This window comes from Variovorax sp. OV084, assembly GCF_900111625.1.
GTDB lineage: Bacteria > Pseudomonadota > Gammaproteobacteria > Burkholderiales > Burkholderiaceae_C > Variovorax.
In genome coordinates this window covers 354,453-367,823 of sequence record NZ_FOII01000004.1, presented here as the reverse complement: position 1 = coordinate 367,823, position 13,371 = coordinate 354,453, and the positions used below count along the sequence as shown (strand labels likewise).

The window sequence follows — 13,371 nt, the reverse complement described above, 5'->3', positions numbered from 1 at the left end:
CGAGGCCACCGGGCTGGCACGGCCCCTGCTGTGCTGTCATGGCTTCCGATATATGCTCCGCGCACAGGCCGCCAGCCCTGCCTTCGATGTCCACCGACACATCCCCCCCTCCCCCCGCCGCCGACCCGCGCTACGACCCGCTCGCGATCGCGCTGCACTGGCTGCTTGCGGCCCTGATCGTCGGTTCGTTCGGCGTCGGGCTCTACATGACGGGCCTGCCGTTCTCGCCGCTGCGGCTGAAGGTGTACAGCTGGCACAAGTGGGCGGGCATCACGATCCTCGCGCTCTCGGCGCTGCGGCTGCTGTGGCGGCTGGGGCACCGTCCGCCGGCGCTCCCGCCGGGCATGACGCGGCTGCAGCTGGCGAGCTACCGCATCAGCCACACGCTGATGTACCTGCTGTTCTTCGCGGTGCCGCTGTCCGGCTGGGCTTACAGCTCGGCCATGGGCATGCCGGTCGCGTGGTTCGGCGTGCTGCCGCTGCCCGACTTCGTGCCGGTCGACCACGACTTCGCCGAGGCGGTGCTGCAGCCGTTGCACCGCAACTGCGCCTTCGTGCTGGCGGGCGTCACGCTGCTGCACGTGGTGGCGGTGCTCAAGCACCACTGGATCGACCGCGACGGTCTTCTGAAACGCATGTGGCCCGGGCCACGCAAGGAATCTGCTCGATGATGAAGCGACTGTTTTTCCGCCTCTTGCCGCCGCTCGCGGCGCTGGCCTTCGCCATCGCGCTACCAGCCAGCGCCGAGCCCGCGGCCGCGAAGCTCGTTGCCGACAAGAGCCAGATCGTGTTCGTCACCAAGCAGATGGGCGTGCCGGTGGAAGGCACGTTCAAGAAGTTCGACGCACACGTCGCCTTCGATCCGAAGAAGCCCGAGGGCGGCAGCGTCGCGCTGCAGATCGACACGGCCAGCGCAGGCTTCGGCGTTCCGATGAGCGATGCCGAGTTGCCCAAGCAGCCATGGTTCGACGCCGCGCATTTCCCGCAGGCAAGCTTCCAGTCGAGCGCCATCAAGGCGCTGGGCGACGGCAAGTTCGAGATGGCGGGCAAGCTCACCATCAAGGGCACGGCCAAGTACGTGACGGTGCCCGTCAGCATCGCGGCGGCCGGCGGCAACTACGCGGTGGCCACCGGAAGCTTTACGATCCAGCGGCTCGACTACAAGGTGGGCGACGGCGAATGGACCGACACCTCGATGGTCGGCAACGAGGTGCAGGTGCGCTTCAAGTTCACGCTTACAGGCCTCGGGCCGCTGTGAACGGCCGAATGGGCCTGCCCTCCCCTCACTCACTTTTCTCTTTCATGACCCACACAACCAACGCCATGAAAAAGCTCCTTCTCGCCGCGGCCCTGTCGGCCGCCGCGTTCACCGGCGCCACGGCACAGCAGCAACCACAAGGGCCCGAATACACCGCGCCGGCCGTGGCCGCCAAGCCCGCGGGCGGGCCGGTGAAAAACGCCAACTACGTGGTCGACCCGACGCACACCTTCGTGATGTATGAAATGGGCCACTACGGCACCACCACCAACCGGGGCCGCTTCAGCACCAAGGACGGCTCCGTGCAGATCGACGGTACCGGCGCCAGCGGCAAGGTCGACATCACGATGGACATCAGCTCCATCAACACCGGCGTCGACCTGCTCAACCGCCACGTGCAAAGCAAGGACTTCTTCAACGTGGCCGAGTTTCCGACCGGCCGCTTCGTGGCCGACCGCATCGACTTCAGCGGCGGCAAGGTGGTCGACGTGCCGGGCACGCTCACGCTGATGGGCCAGACCAAGCCGGTGACGCTGAAGGCCGTGCGCTTCAACTGCTACCTGAGCCCGCTGATCAACCGCCAGGTGTGCGGCGGCGACTTCGAGACGACCGTGGAGCGCAGCGACTGGGGCATCACCTGGGGGCTGAACTTCGGCTTCGAGAACAAGGTGAAGCTGCTGGTGCAGGTCGAAGCGGTCAACGTGCAGTGACACCGGAGAAGGCAAGGCCATGATGGACACCACCCTTTCGCTGCTCGGCATCGCCGGCGCCATGACTGTGGGCGCGATGAGTCCCGGCCCCAGCTTCGTGATGGTGGCCCGCACCGCCGTGACCTCGCGCACCGACGGACTGGCCGCAGCGCTGGGCATGGGTGCCGGCGGGCTGGTCTTCGCGATCGCCGCGCTGGCCGGGCTGCAGGCGGCGTTCCTGGCCGTGCCGGCGCTGTACGTGGCCATCAAGGGCCTGGGGGGCGCCTACCTCGTCTACCTGGGCTTTCGCATCTGGAGCGGCGCGCGGCAGCCGCTGGCCGTGGCGGCGCAAGAGACGGACGGGTCGCCGCGCCAGCAGGGCCGCAGCGGCCGCACCTTCCTGCTGGGCCTGGCCACGCAGGTCAGCAACCCGAAGACTGCCGTGGTCTACGCCAGCATCTTCGCGGCCTTCCTGCCGCGCGAGGTGCCGCTGGTGCTCGCACTGGCGGTGCCGGCGGTCATCTTCTGCATCGAGACGGGCTGGTACGCCATCGTGGCGCTGGCGCTTTCCTCGGCAGCGCCACGCTCGACCTACCTGCGCTACAAGGTCTGGATCGACCGGGCCGCCGGCGGCGTGATGGGGCTGCTGGGCCTGCGGCTGATCTGGTCGGCCGTGCGCGGCAACTGAGCCGACGCTACAACAGGCTCTCCGGCGTCAGCGGCGCCAGCAATTCGAGCATGGTCCGGTCCCAGAAGCCGGAGTCGGGCTCCTCGCTCAGCACGGTGAGCTTGCCGGCGTCGTCGCTGACCCATTCGATGCGCGACTCGTTGCTGCCCTCGGCAAAGCGCAGCCGGTAGGCGCCCTGCTGCTTGAGCACGTCGATGAGCTTGAGCGCCTGTTGCGCCATCTCGGGGCTGCGGATGAAGAGACCGATCTCGGTGTTGTGCGTCTCCGAGCGCGGATCGAAATTCATCGAGCCGACGAAAAGAATGCGCCGGTCGATCACCGCCGACTTGGCATGCAGCCTGCCTACCGAGGTGCCGAACAGGCCGAGCCGCACGCTGCGCCGGGTGCGCGTGGAGCTCAGTTCGTAGAGGTCGGCGCCGAGCTTGAGCATGTCGGGCCGGTAGCGGCGGTAGGCGGTGTGCACCAGCGGCTCGTCGGTGGCGGCCAGCGAATTGGTGACGACGCTGATCTTCACGTTGCGGCCGCGGATCTCGCGCATCACCTCCAGCCCCGAGGCGCCCGGAATGAGGTAGGGCGAGACGATGGTCACCTCGGAGCGCGCACGGCGCATCTGCTCGACCACGTTGTAGCGCACGCTGTCGACGTCCAGCAGCGGCACGCCGCCGTAGGACGTGGTCTTGCCGATCACGCGCTCGGGCGAATCGGCGTAGGCCTCTGCGGTGGCCCAGATCAGTCCGAGCTTGCCGGCGTTCAGGTCTTCCGCCATCGGGCTGTAGCCAAGCAGGTCGTTGGGCGCGGGCGGCGGCGGTGGTGGCGTGGTGTCGAGGCCGGTGGCGACGTCGAAGCGCTTCTGCAGCTCCTCGCGCGACAGGTCGCTGGCCACCACCGACTGGATCGGCCGCACGTAGATGCTGTTCCAGTACTGGTCGAACAGGCTGCCCAGCCGCGGGATCAGCGCGCCGGTGACGAAGGTGTCGAGGTCGAGGAAGTTCTCCCCCGCCGTGCGCCTGAAATACTGGTTGCCGATGTTGCGCCCGCCCGCCACCGCCATCGCGCCGTCGGCAATGAACAGCTTGTTGTGCATGCGGCGGTTGACGCGGCTGAAGTCGAAGAGCGACGCGCTGAAGCGCTTCAGCAGGCTGCCGCGCCCGGCCGGGAACGGGTTGAACAGGCGCAGCTCCACGTTGGGCGTGGCGGCCAGGCCGAGCAGCAGCTCGTCTTCGCCGGAGGTGTAGAGGTCGTCCATCAGCAGCCGCACGCGCACGCCGCGCTGGGCGGCGTCGCGCAGGGTGCGCATCAGGTAGCGGCCGGTCTCGTCGTTCTCGATCTGGTAGTACTGCACGTCGAGCGTGAGCTGCGCGCGGCGGGCCAGCTGGATACGGGTGTCGAAGGCGAAGTCGCCGCCGGGCATGAGGCGAAAGCCGCTCAGGTCGGGGTCGGGCTGGGAGGCCAGCGCGATCTTGCCGAGCGCGGTGTCGGCTGACACGGCCATGGCCTTGGTGGGCGGGCGCGGCGCCTCGTCGGGCAATGTGGCGCAGCCTGCGAACAGCAAGACCGCAGCCATGACGAAAACCCAATGCCCACAACGCGAAAGCGACGGCAGGCGACGGGTCATCGGTGGCTTTCTACAGGGCCTTGCGCAGGTTGGCGGGCGCGATGCGCAGCGCCTCGCGGTACTTGGCCACGGTGCGGCGCGCGCACTCGATGCCCTGCTCTTTCAGCATCTCGGAGATCTGGCTGTCCGACAGCGGCTTCTTGATGCTCTCGGAGCTGACGAACTGCTTGATCAGCGCGCGCACCGCGGTGCTCGACGCATTGCCGCCGGTTTCGGTGCCCAGCGCCGAGCCGAAGAAGTACTTGAGCTCGACCGTGCCGAAGGGCGTGGCCATGTACTTGGCGGTGGTCACGCGCGAGATGGTCGATTCGTGCAGGCCCAGTTCGTCGGCGATCTCGCGCAGCACCAGCGGGCGCATCGCGAGTTCGCCGTGCACGAAGTAGCTCTTCTGCCGCTCGACGATGGCGTTGCTCACGCGCAGGATGGTGTCGAAGCGCTGCTGGATGTTCTTGATGAACCAGCGCGCCTCCTGCAGCCGCTGCGACAGCGCCTGGCTGCCTTCGCCCTTGTGCGACTTGAGTGCGCCGGCATAGATGTCGTGCACGCGCAGGCGCGGCATCACCTCGGGGTTCAGCATGACGCGGAACTTCACATTGGTGCCGCGGCCCGTCTTGGTGACGATCACGTCGGGAATGACGATGTTGCGCTCGACGTCGACGAAGCGCCGACCCGGCTTGGGCTCGAGCCGCGCGATGATCTGCAGCGCCGAGCGCACCAGCTCCTCGTTGCTGCGGGTGAGCGTGGCCAGGCGCTTGAAGTCGCGGCGCGCGAGCAGCTCCATTGGCTGCTTGCAGATGGCGATGGCGGTCTTGCGGACCAGCTCTTCCTCGTCGGTCTCGTCCTCGCGGGCCAGGGCACGCAGCTGGATGCCCAGGCATTCGCCGAGGTCGCGAGCGCCGACGCCGGCGGGTTCCAGGCTTTGCAGCAGGCCGAGCGCCACCTGAAAGTGATGCACGAGGTCGTCGAACTGGTCGTTGTCGTCGCCGGCCAGGCCCGAGGCCAGTGCGGGCAGCGAGTCTTCCAGGTAGCCGTCGTCGTTGAGCGATTCGATGAGAAAGCGCAGCGCGGCGCTGTCGTTCTCGTTCAGGCGCAGGCTCAGGGCCTGGCGGTGCAGGAAGGACTGCAGCGACTCCTGGCTGCGCGCGAGTTCGGTGGCGTCGGCACGTTCGTCGTCGCCGAGGTTGTTCTGGCGCGCGGGCGCATCGCTGCCCCATTCGCTGTCGTCGGGCGCCATGTCGACGGTGCCGTCGCCTTCCCAGTCGGGCTCGCGCTCGGTGATCTCGGCAGCGGGGCCGTCGGTGTCGGCCGTGGTGGTGGTGCTGGTTTCGGTGGAAGCAGTGGACGCGCTGGCGGCGGGCGAAGCGAAGTCGCTTTCGCCGTCGCCGCTATCGCCGCCGTCGTCGCGCGGCACCGGGGCATCGGCCGTGTCGAGCCCGAATTCCTCGCGCGCCGCTTCTTCAGCCGTGCGCTCGAGGAACGGGTTCTCGTCGAGCATCTGCTCCACCTCCTGGCTCAGTTCGAGCGTGGAGAGTTGAAGCAGCCTGATCGACTGCTGCAGCTGTGGCGTCAACGCCAGATGCTGCGAGACGCGAAGGGATAGCCCTTGCTTCATGGGAACCGCTCCCGCCCTTACATGCGGAAGTGTTCGCCCAAGTACACCCTGCGTACTTCGGCGTTGTCGACGATCTCCGAGGGTGTGCCTTGTGCCAGCACATGCCCGTCGCTGATGATGAAAGCGTGATCGCAGATGCCCAGCGTTTCACGCACGTTGTGGTCGGTGATGAGCACGCCGATGCCGCGCTCTTTCAGGAAGCTGATGATCCGCTGGATCTCGATCACCGCGATCGGGTCGATGCCGGCGAAGGGCTCGTCCAGCAGGATGAAGCGCGGCTGCGTAGCCAGCGCACGCGCAATTTCGACGCGGCGGCGCTCGCCGCCCGACAGCGCGAGCGCGGGCGAATCGCGCAGGTGGTCGACGCGCAGGTCGGCCAGCAGCTCGGCCAGGCGCTCGTCCATGTGCTGCTTCGACAGCGGCGCCATCTTGCCGTTCTCGTCGGGCTCGCTCTGGAGCTCGAGCACGGCGCGCACGTTTTCCTCGACCGTGAGCTTGCGGAAGATCGAGGCTTCCTGCGGCAGGTAGCTCAGGCCCATGCGGGCGCGGCGATGGATCGGCATGTGGGCGATGGGCTCGCCGTCGATGCTGATGTCGCCCGCGTCGGCGCGCACCAGCCCCACGATCATGTAGAACGAGGTGGTCTTGCCCGCGCCGTTCGGCCCGAGCAACCCGACGACTTCGCCCTTCTGCACGTCGAGCGAGACGTCTTTCACGACCGTGCGGCTGCCGTAGCTCTTCTTCAGGCCGCGCGCGATCAGGCGGCTGCCCGGTGCGCCGTTGGCGTCCTGCGTTCCTGCGGTTTCGATCACTTGCGGGTTTCTCCCTGGTCACTGAGCGTGGTGCTCTGGCGCAGGCCCTTGCCGGGTGCGGGCGTGGGCGCCGGCGGCGCCGCCTTCGCGCCGGCCGGAGCTGAGGCACCGGCTGCCGGTGCGGTGGCGGCCTTGGGGGTCAGGATGGTCTTGACGCGCCCGCCCGGGGTGGACGCGTTGACGGCGGTGTTCGGCGGCACAGTGGAACCGTTGACCGTGTAGGTGTCGTTGCTCTGGTCGTAGACAATCAGCGCGCCCTGGCTCTCGTCGTTCGGCGTAGCGCCAAGCAGGCGGCGCATGGTGGCGTTGCGGATGAACTTGACGTTGTCGGCGCGGCTGTCGTACTCGATGACTTCCGACTCGCCCTCGATCCACTCGTCGGGCGCATTGCGTTTCTGCTTGTAGTAGGCCCGCTTGCCCGGTGCCGCCGTGACCACGCCGTACTGGTAGCCCTCGGGGTCCTGGCGTACATCCATGCGTGCGCCGCGGATGATGATCGTGCCCTTCGTAACGAGCACGTTACCGGTGAACACGCTGGTCTGCTTCAGGTCGTCGTAGCGCATCGAGTCCGACTCGATGTTCATCGGCTTGGTGCGGTCGGCGGTTTCGGCCAGTGCGCCCGAGGCAAGGCCGGCCAGCAACAGCGCGCCGGCGGCCAGGCGGCCGATGCGACGGAGGAAGGTAGTGGTGGGGTGAGAGTGCAATGTCATAGAGGCACGAAACTTGCTCGGCATTGTATGCGGCTGATTGCGTCAGCCCCGCACGCACAGATGAAAAAGCCCGCCGATGCGGGCTTGACTTTCTTCCTGGAACACCGCGGAACCGGCTCCGCCGGACCGCGATCCTGGGGGGTCAGCCCTTCTTCGCTTCGCCGATCAGATAGTTCACGACCTGAAGCACTTTGGTCATGTTGCCGGCGGTTTCGCCGTCCACGTACCAGCGGCCGGCCACGGCCATTGCCGGCACGCCAGCCACCTTGTAGGCGTCGGTCATTTGCGAGGCGCGCTTGGCCTTGCTGGCCACGCCGAAGGAGGTGAAGACTTCCTTGAACTTGGCGCCGTCCAGGCCGTTCGCGGCGGCCCAGGCAATGATGTTGGCGTCGCCGTTCACGTTCTGGCGCTGCGCGTGGATCGCGTTGAACACCTTCGGCTGATATTCGTCGACCTTGCCCATGGCTTCGAGCGCGTAGTACAGGCGCTGCTTGGCTTCGACGTCGTTGCCCACGAAAGGCACGGGGATGCGGCGGAAGGCGACTTCCTTGGGCACCGTCTTGATCCAGGCTTCCAGCGCCGGCTCGAAGTCGTTGCAATGCGGGCAGTTGTACGAGAAGAACTCGACCACCTCGATCTTGCCGGCGGGCGCGTCGACCGGCACGCGCTTGTCGAGCACCAGGTATTCGGTGCCGGCCTTGGGCGCACGCGCCTGGGCGTGGGCAGGGTTGGCAGCCAGGGACAGCAGCCCGAGCGAAGTGGCGGCCAGCGAAAAGTCACGACGTTTCATTGAAAGAGCTCTCCAGTTGTTACGGCAGACTGAGCCGGCGCGCGGCGGGGAGTTCCCCCTCATCCGGCGCGCCCGAGGCAGTGGATGGTGGCGGCAAACGCCGCGCGGCGAAGCTTAGGGGCTATTTGTGTCGGCTGCCGGGTCAGCGCTGCACGCGAACCAGCGCCGAATCCATGCCGCCGCCGTCGAGCCGCTCCTTGAGGCGGTCGGCGTCGTCCTTCTTGTTGAAGGGGCCCGCGCGCACGCGGTAGACGGTGCGGCCCGCCTGCTCGCGCTCGGTGACCTTGGCCTCGACGCCCATCAGCGACAGCTTGGCGCGCTGCGCCTCGGCGTCGTCAGTGGTGCGGAAGGCGCCGGCCTGCACGAAGTACATGAACGGATCGGGGCCGGAACTGCTGCCGGCATTGCTGTTGCTGCTCGGTGCGGCCGACGCGGTGGTCGTGCTGCCGGAGCTGGCGCCGCCGCCCGAGCGCGCCCGGGCCAGGTCGCCCAGCGGATCGTTCGAAGGCGGCAGGGCATTGGCTTCGGCCGGCACCGGCGCAGGGCGCGGCGGCTTGGGCGCCACCACCACGGGCACCGGCGGTGCGGTCGTGGGCGGGGCGGTGGCAGGGGCCACGGCGGTGGTGGCCGGCTCGCCGGTGACGGGGTTGACCGGGCCGGTGGGTGCGGGCGCCGGCTTGGCGGCGCCTGCCTTGCCGGCCAGCGGCGCGTTCGGGTCCCAGTCGCGGTTCTTGCGGGCCTCGGCCTCGTCCTGCTCGGCGCCGCCGCGCTGCGTCTTGGTCACGAACGGGATCGGCACCTTGGTCACGTAGACCGCGATGCCCAGCGCGACGCCCAGGCCGAGCACCAGCCCGATGATCAGGCCGATGACGATGTTGCCGCGTTGTCTGGTTGTCTTCTTCATGGTGAGGAGGTTCACATCTTGCTCGGCGCACTGACGCCGAGAATCGCGAGGCCATTGTGCAGCACCTGCGCGGTCGCGGCGACCAGCGCCAGGCGGGCCAGCTTGACCTTTTCGTCGTCGACCAGGATGCGCTCGGCGTCGTAGTAGCTGTGGTAGCTGGCGGCCAGCTCGCGCAGGTAGAACGTGACGTCGTGCGGAGCGAAGTCCTTCGACGCGGCCGTCAGCATGGCCGGGTACTTGGCCAGCAGCAGCATCAGCGCCTGGGCGGCCGGGCTTTCGAGCGGCGACAGGTCGACGTCCTTCAGCGTGGCCGCGTCGCCGCCCCAGCCGGCCAGCACCGAGCAGATGCGCGCATGCGCGTACTGCACGTAATAAACCGGGTTGTCGTTGTTTTTCGTCACCGCGAGGTCGACGTCGAAGGTGTATTCGGTGTCGGGCTTGCGGCTGAGCAGGAAGAAGCGGATGGCATCGGTGCTGGTCCACTCGATCAGGTCGCGCAGCGTGACGTAGCTGCCGGCGCGCTTGCTGATCTTGACCTCTTCGCCGCCCTTCATGACGCGCACCATGGTGTGCAGCACGTAGTCGGGGTAGCCCTCGGGAATGCCTTCGCCGGCCGCCTGCAGGCCGGCGCGCACGCGCGCGATGGTGCCGTGGTGGTCGGTGCCCTGGATGTTGATGACCTTGTGGAAGCCGCGCTCCCACTTGGCGATGTGATACGCGACGTCGGGCACGAAGTACGTGTACGTGCCGTCCTGCTTTTTCATCACGCGGTCTTTGTCGTCGCCGTAGTCGGTCGACTTCAGCCACAGCGCGCCGTCTTGTTCGTAGGTCTTGCCGGCGGCCACGAGCTTCTGCACGGCAGCTTCGACGCGGCCGCTGGTGTAGAGGCTGGACTCCAGGTAGTACTGGTCGAAATGAACGCGGAAGGCCTGCAGGTCGAGGTCTTGCTCGCGGCGCAGGTAGGCCACGGCGAACTCGCGGATCGCGTCGATATCGTCGATGTTTCCGCTGGCGGTGACTTCGCGGTCTTCCGACTTGACGGTCTTCTTCGCCTTGAAGTCTTCGGCGATGTCGGCGATGTAGTCGCCGTTATAGGCAGGGGCCTTCTCGCCGCTGGGCCATTCGGCGTCGCCGGGCTTGAAGTCGCGGGCGCGCAGCTGCGTGCTGGTGGCCAGCGTCTGGATCTGCACGCCAGCGTCGTTGTAGTAGTACTCGCGCCAGACGCTTTCGCCCTGCGAGGCGCGCAGGTTGCAGATGGCGTCGCCCAGTGCCGCCTGGCGGCCGTGGCCGACGTGCAGCGGGCCGGTCGGGTTGGCCGAGACGAACTCGACCAGCACCTTCTCGCCGGTGGCGGGCTGTTGCCCGAAAGTATTCCCGGCCGACAGCACCTCGCGCACGATCTGCTGCTTGGCCGTTGTCTTCAGGCGGATGTTGAGAAAGCCGGGCCCGGCGATCTCGATGGCCTCGACCCATTGGCCGAAAGCGGGGGTGGCGAGCAGCGCAGCGCTCAGTTGCTCGGCCAGCTCGCGGGGCTTGCGCCCCAGCGGTTTGGCGAGCTGCATGGCGGCCGTGCTGGCGAAATCGCCATGCGCAGCCACCTTGGGCGACTCGAACGCGGCTTTGGAGCCAGCGCCGGGCGAGAAGGATTCGAGCGTGTTCGCGAGCGCCGCGAGCAGCTCCTGTTTGACCAATAGCATCCGGGAATTTTACCGGGGGCAAACCCGGGTGCAGTTGACGATGGTCATCCGATTGTTGGCTTGGCCCGTTAGGATGGTCGGCCCCGAGGCGGGGCTCCTGTCACAACCCAACCTTGCAAGGACACATCACCATGAAGAAGCTCCTTTCCCTGCTCGCACTCGGCGCCTGTCTTTCCTTCGGCGCCGCACAGGCTCAAGACAAGGCCGCCACCCCGGCACCAGCCCCCGCCGCCGCTGCTGCACCCGCTGCCGCCGCCGGTGCAAGCTGCGAATCCAAGGCTGTGGACAAGAATGGCAAGGCCCTCGCTGGCGCGGCCAAGGCCAGCTCCATCAAGAAGTGCGAGAAGGACACCAAGGCTGCAGCTGCTCCCGCCTGCGCCGCCAAGGCCGTCGACAAGAACGGCAAGGCACTGGCCGGCGCCGCCAAGAACAGCTTCATGAAGAAGTGCGAGAAAGACGCCAAGGCCTGAAGCCACGCTGCACTGACAATTGTGAAAAGAGGCCCGCCACGTGCGGGCCTTTTTCATGGCCGCGCCAATGCACCACGCTACTTCAGCACGCCCAGCAGGTTGTTGAAGTCGTCGGTCCAGGGCCGCTGGCCCGGCTTCGTGGCGATCGGCGTCGCGGCCTCTCGTATCAGCTCGCGCGCCAGCACCTGCGGATCGCGCGCGACCAGCACCCAGTCGGTACGGTGCAGCCAGTCGGACTGCTCGGCCTCGTCGTGCACCAGCACCGCGTGCAGTCCCCGGGCCTCGGCCACTTTGGCGATCACGGGAGCGAGCGCCAGGAACCGGTTGGTCACGTGAAAGGCGATCACGCCCTCGGGCTTCATGTGCCGCAGGTACACGTCCATCGCCTCGGCCGTGAGAAGGTGCACCGGCACCGAGTCCCCTGAAAAGGCGTCGACCGCGAGCACGTCGAAACCCTGCGCCGGCTCTCGCTCCAGCGCCAGCCGGGCATCGCCGAGCACGCGCTCGATGCGCGCTTCGCTGTCGCGCAGGAAACTGAACTCCTTGTCCGCCAGCGCGAACACCTGCGGATTGATCTCGTAGAAGCGGTAGACGTCGCCGCTGCGGCCATAGGTCGCGAGCGTGCCCGCACCCAGTCCGATCAGGCCCACGCGGCGCGGCCCGGCCGGCGCAGAGTCGATCGCGCGGCCGATGCCGGAGGTTTCGCCGTAGTAGGTGGTGGGCTCGTGCCGGCGCTCCGGGTCCAGGAACTGCGAGCCGTGCTTGATCGACCCATGCGCCAGCTGGCGCACGTTGTCGGACGGAGGATCGCCCGTCGTGTCGTAGACCAGCAGCGCCCCATAGAAATTGCGCTGCAGGCTGCGCGCGCCCGACCGGTCGCTGCCGACCTGCAGCAGCAGGAAGAGCGTGCAGCAGGCGGCCAGCACCACGCAGCAGACCCGCAGCCACACCCGCTGGCGCAGCACGGCCGCCGCCGCCAGCGCGGTCAGCATCAGGCCGAGCCCCAGCTCGTAGTACGCCACCAGCACATGCGGCGCGACCAGCCCGACCGTCACCCCGCCCAGCGCCCCGCCGAGCGACATCATCAGATAGAAGCGCGTGAGGTAGCGCGGCCCCGGCCGCAGCTTCGCGGTTTCGCCGTGCAGGAACATGCACAGCACGAACAGCCCCGACACATACAGCGGCAGCGCAATGCGGACCTCGGCGCCGATGTGGTGCTGCAGGCCGAAGGCGCACAGCAGCAGCATGACGGCCGCCAGCGGCAGGAACACGCCGCGCCTGTACCAGCGGTCGCTCTCGAAGCACAGGACGAAAGTCAGCAGATACAGCGACAGCGGCAGCACCCAAAGGAATGGCACCGCGGCAACGTTCTGGGTGATGTGGTTCGTCACGGCCAGCAGCAGCCACGACGCCAGCGCCGGCAGCGCGAGCCACAGCAGGTAGTCGGCGACGCGCGGCGGCTTGTCCTCCACGACGGCTTGGGTGGCCTGGCCCGGCGATGACTGCTGCGGCACTACCTCGGCCGTCAATCGCCGCGCCATGTACAGCGTCGTGCCGGCACACAGCACCACGAAGGCGGCGTAGCCCCACGACCATCCGTGCGCCTGCTGCAGCAGCGTGCTGCGCGGCTCGATCAGCACGGGATAGCTCAGCAGCGACAGCAGCGAGGCCAGGTTCGACAGCGAGAAATAGCGGTACACCTGCGCGCCCCACGGCGTGCGCGCTACCCATGACTGCACCAGCGGCCCGGTGGTCGAGAGCAGGAAATACGGCAGGCCGATGGTGCCGAACAGCAGCCCCAGGATGCGCCAGGCTGGGTCTTCGGTGCCCGTCGGCTTCCAGTTCGCGCTCACCACGATCGGAAGAAACGCCAGGCTCGCGAGCAGCAGCGCCACGTGCAGCACGGCCTGTGCCCGCATGCGCAGATGGCGCGTGACCCAGTCGGAATACGCGTACCCCGCGAGCAGCACCACCTGGAAGAACACCATGCAGATCGACCACACCGCGGCCGAGCCGCCGAACCACGGAAGAATCTGCTTTGCGATCAGTGGCTGGACCAGGAACAGCAGGAACGCGCTGCTGAAGATGGTGCCGGCAAACAGAAGCTGGATGCCGGGGTGTCCCAT

At 67.6% G+C, this 13,371-nt stretch carries 13 protein-coding genes; 5 read left to right on the top strand and 8 right to left on the bottom strand.

Annotated elements, in window-relative coordinates:
• Window positions 1-86: 86 nt before the first annotated feature.
• From BMW87_RS14455 to BMW87_RS14440, 4 genes are all read left to right on the top strand, one after another.
• Entirely contained in the window at window positions 87-671 is a 585-nt protein-coding gene (locus BMW87_RS14455; RefSeq protein ID WP_093077013.1) for a cytochrome b, read from the top strand.
• The gene (locus BMW87_RS14450; RefSeq protein WP_093077175.1) at window positions 671-1,258 is read left to right on the top strand and encodes a YceI family protein; all 588 of its coding nucleotides are present in this window, start codon (window positions 671-673) and stop codon (window positions 1,256-1,258) included. The genes BMW87_RS14455 and BMW87_RS14450 overlap by 1 nt, the downstream gene beginning before the upstream one ends.
• Before the next feature lie 65 nt (window positions 1,259-1,323).
• Window positions 1,324-1,968 carry a YceI family protein gene (locus tag BMW87_RS14445; protein ID WP_093054276.1) on the top strand — a complete coding sequence of 215 codons (645 nt, stop codon included), beginning with the start codon at window positions 1,324-1,326 and terminating at the stop codon, window positions 1,966-1,968.
• 19 nt (window positions 1,969-1,987) lie between these two features.
• Complete coding sequence (locus BMW87_RS14440) at window positions 1,988-2,635, top strand: LysE family translocator (RefSeq protein ID WP_093077011.1); 648 nt, start codon at window positions 1,988-1,990, stop codon at window positions 2,633-2,635.
• Window positions 2,636-2,642: 7 nt separating this feature from the next.
• Here BMW87_RS14440 and BMW87_RS14435 read toward each other — a convergent pair whose 3' ends face one another.
• The 7 genes from BMW87_RS14435 to argS all read right to left on the bottom strand — a co-directional run bounded on the left by BMW87_RS14435 (window position 2,643) and on the right by argS (window position 10,775).
• Window positions 2,643-4,250 (bottom strand): phospholipase D family protein, encoded by a 1,608-nt coding sequence (locus BMW87_RS14435; RefSeq protein ID WP_093077009.1) that lies wholly within the window; start codon window positions 4,248-4,250, stop codon window positions 2,643-2,645.
• Between the two features lie 10 nt (window positions 4,251-4,260).
• The gene (gene rpoN, locus BMW87_RS14430; protein ID WP_093077007.1) at window positions 4,261-5,862 is read right to left on the bottom strand and encodes an RNA polymerase factor sigma-54; all 1,602 of its coding nucleotides are present in this window, start codon (window positions 5,860-5,862) and stop codon (window positions 4,261-4,263) included.
• Between the two features lie 17 nt (window positions 5,863-5,879).
• Entirely contained in the window at window positions 5,880-6,674 is a 795-nt protein-coding gene (gene lptB / locus BMW87_RS14425; RefSeq protein ID WP_093054106.1) for an LPS export ABC transporter ATP-binding protein, read from the bottom strand.
• A complete protein-coding gene (gene lptA, locus BMW87_RS14420) occupies window positions 6,671-7,384 on the bottom strand; it encodes a lipopolysaccharide transport periplasmic protein LptA (RefSeq protein WP_093077006.1) in 714 nt (237 codons plus the stop codon). Before lptA ends, lptB begins: the two co-directional genes overlap by 4 nt.
• Window positions 7,385-7,526: 142 nt before the next feature.
• The gene (locus tag BMW87_RS14415) at window positions 7,527-8,174 is read right to left on the bottom strand and encodes a thiol:disulfide interchange protein DsbA/DsbL (RefSeq protein ID WP_093054102.1); all 648 of its coding nucleotides are present in this window, start codon (window positions 8,172-8,174) and stop codon (window positions 7,527-7,529) included.
• 142 nt (window positions 8,175-8,316) lie between these two features.
• Window positions 8,317-9,078 carry an SPOR domain-containing protein gene (locus tag BMW87_RS14410; protein ID WP_093054274.1) on the bottom strand — a complete coding sequence of 254 codons (762 nt, stop codon included), beginning with the start codon at window positions 9,076-9,078 and terminating at the stop codon, window positions 8,317-8,319.
• Between the two features lie 11 nt (window positions 9,079-9,089).
• The gene (gene argS / locus BMW87_RS14405) at window positions 9,090-10,775 is read right to left on the bottom strand and encodes an arginine--tRNA ligase (RefSeq protein ID WP_093077004.1); all 1,686 of its coding nucleotides are present in this window, start codon (window positions 10,773-10,775) and stop codon (window positions 9,090-9,092) included.
• A 131-nt stretch (window positions 10,776-10,906) separates the two neighbouring features.
• On the opposite strand from argS, the gene BMW87_RS14400 reads away from it, so the two are divergent.
• The gene (locus BMW87_RS14400) at window positions 10,907-11,245 is read left to right on the top strand and encodes a hypothetical protein (protein WP_093077002.1); all 339 of its coding nucleotides are present in this window, start codon (window positions 10,907-10,909) and stop codon (window positions 11,243-11,245) included.
• A 77-nt stretch (window positions 11,246-11,322) separates the two neighbouring features.
• Here BMW87_RS14400 and BMW87_RS14395 read toward each other — a convergent pair whose 3' ends face one another.
• Entirely contained in the window at window positions 11,323-13,371 is a 2,049-nt protein-coding gene (locus tag BMW87_RS14395) for a spermidine synthase (protein WP_093077001.1), read from the bottom strand.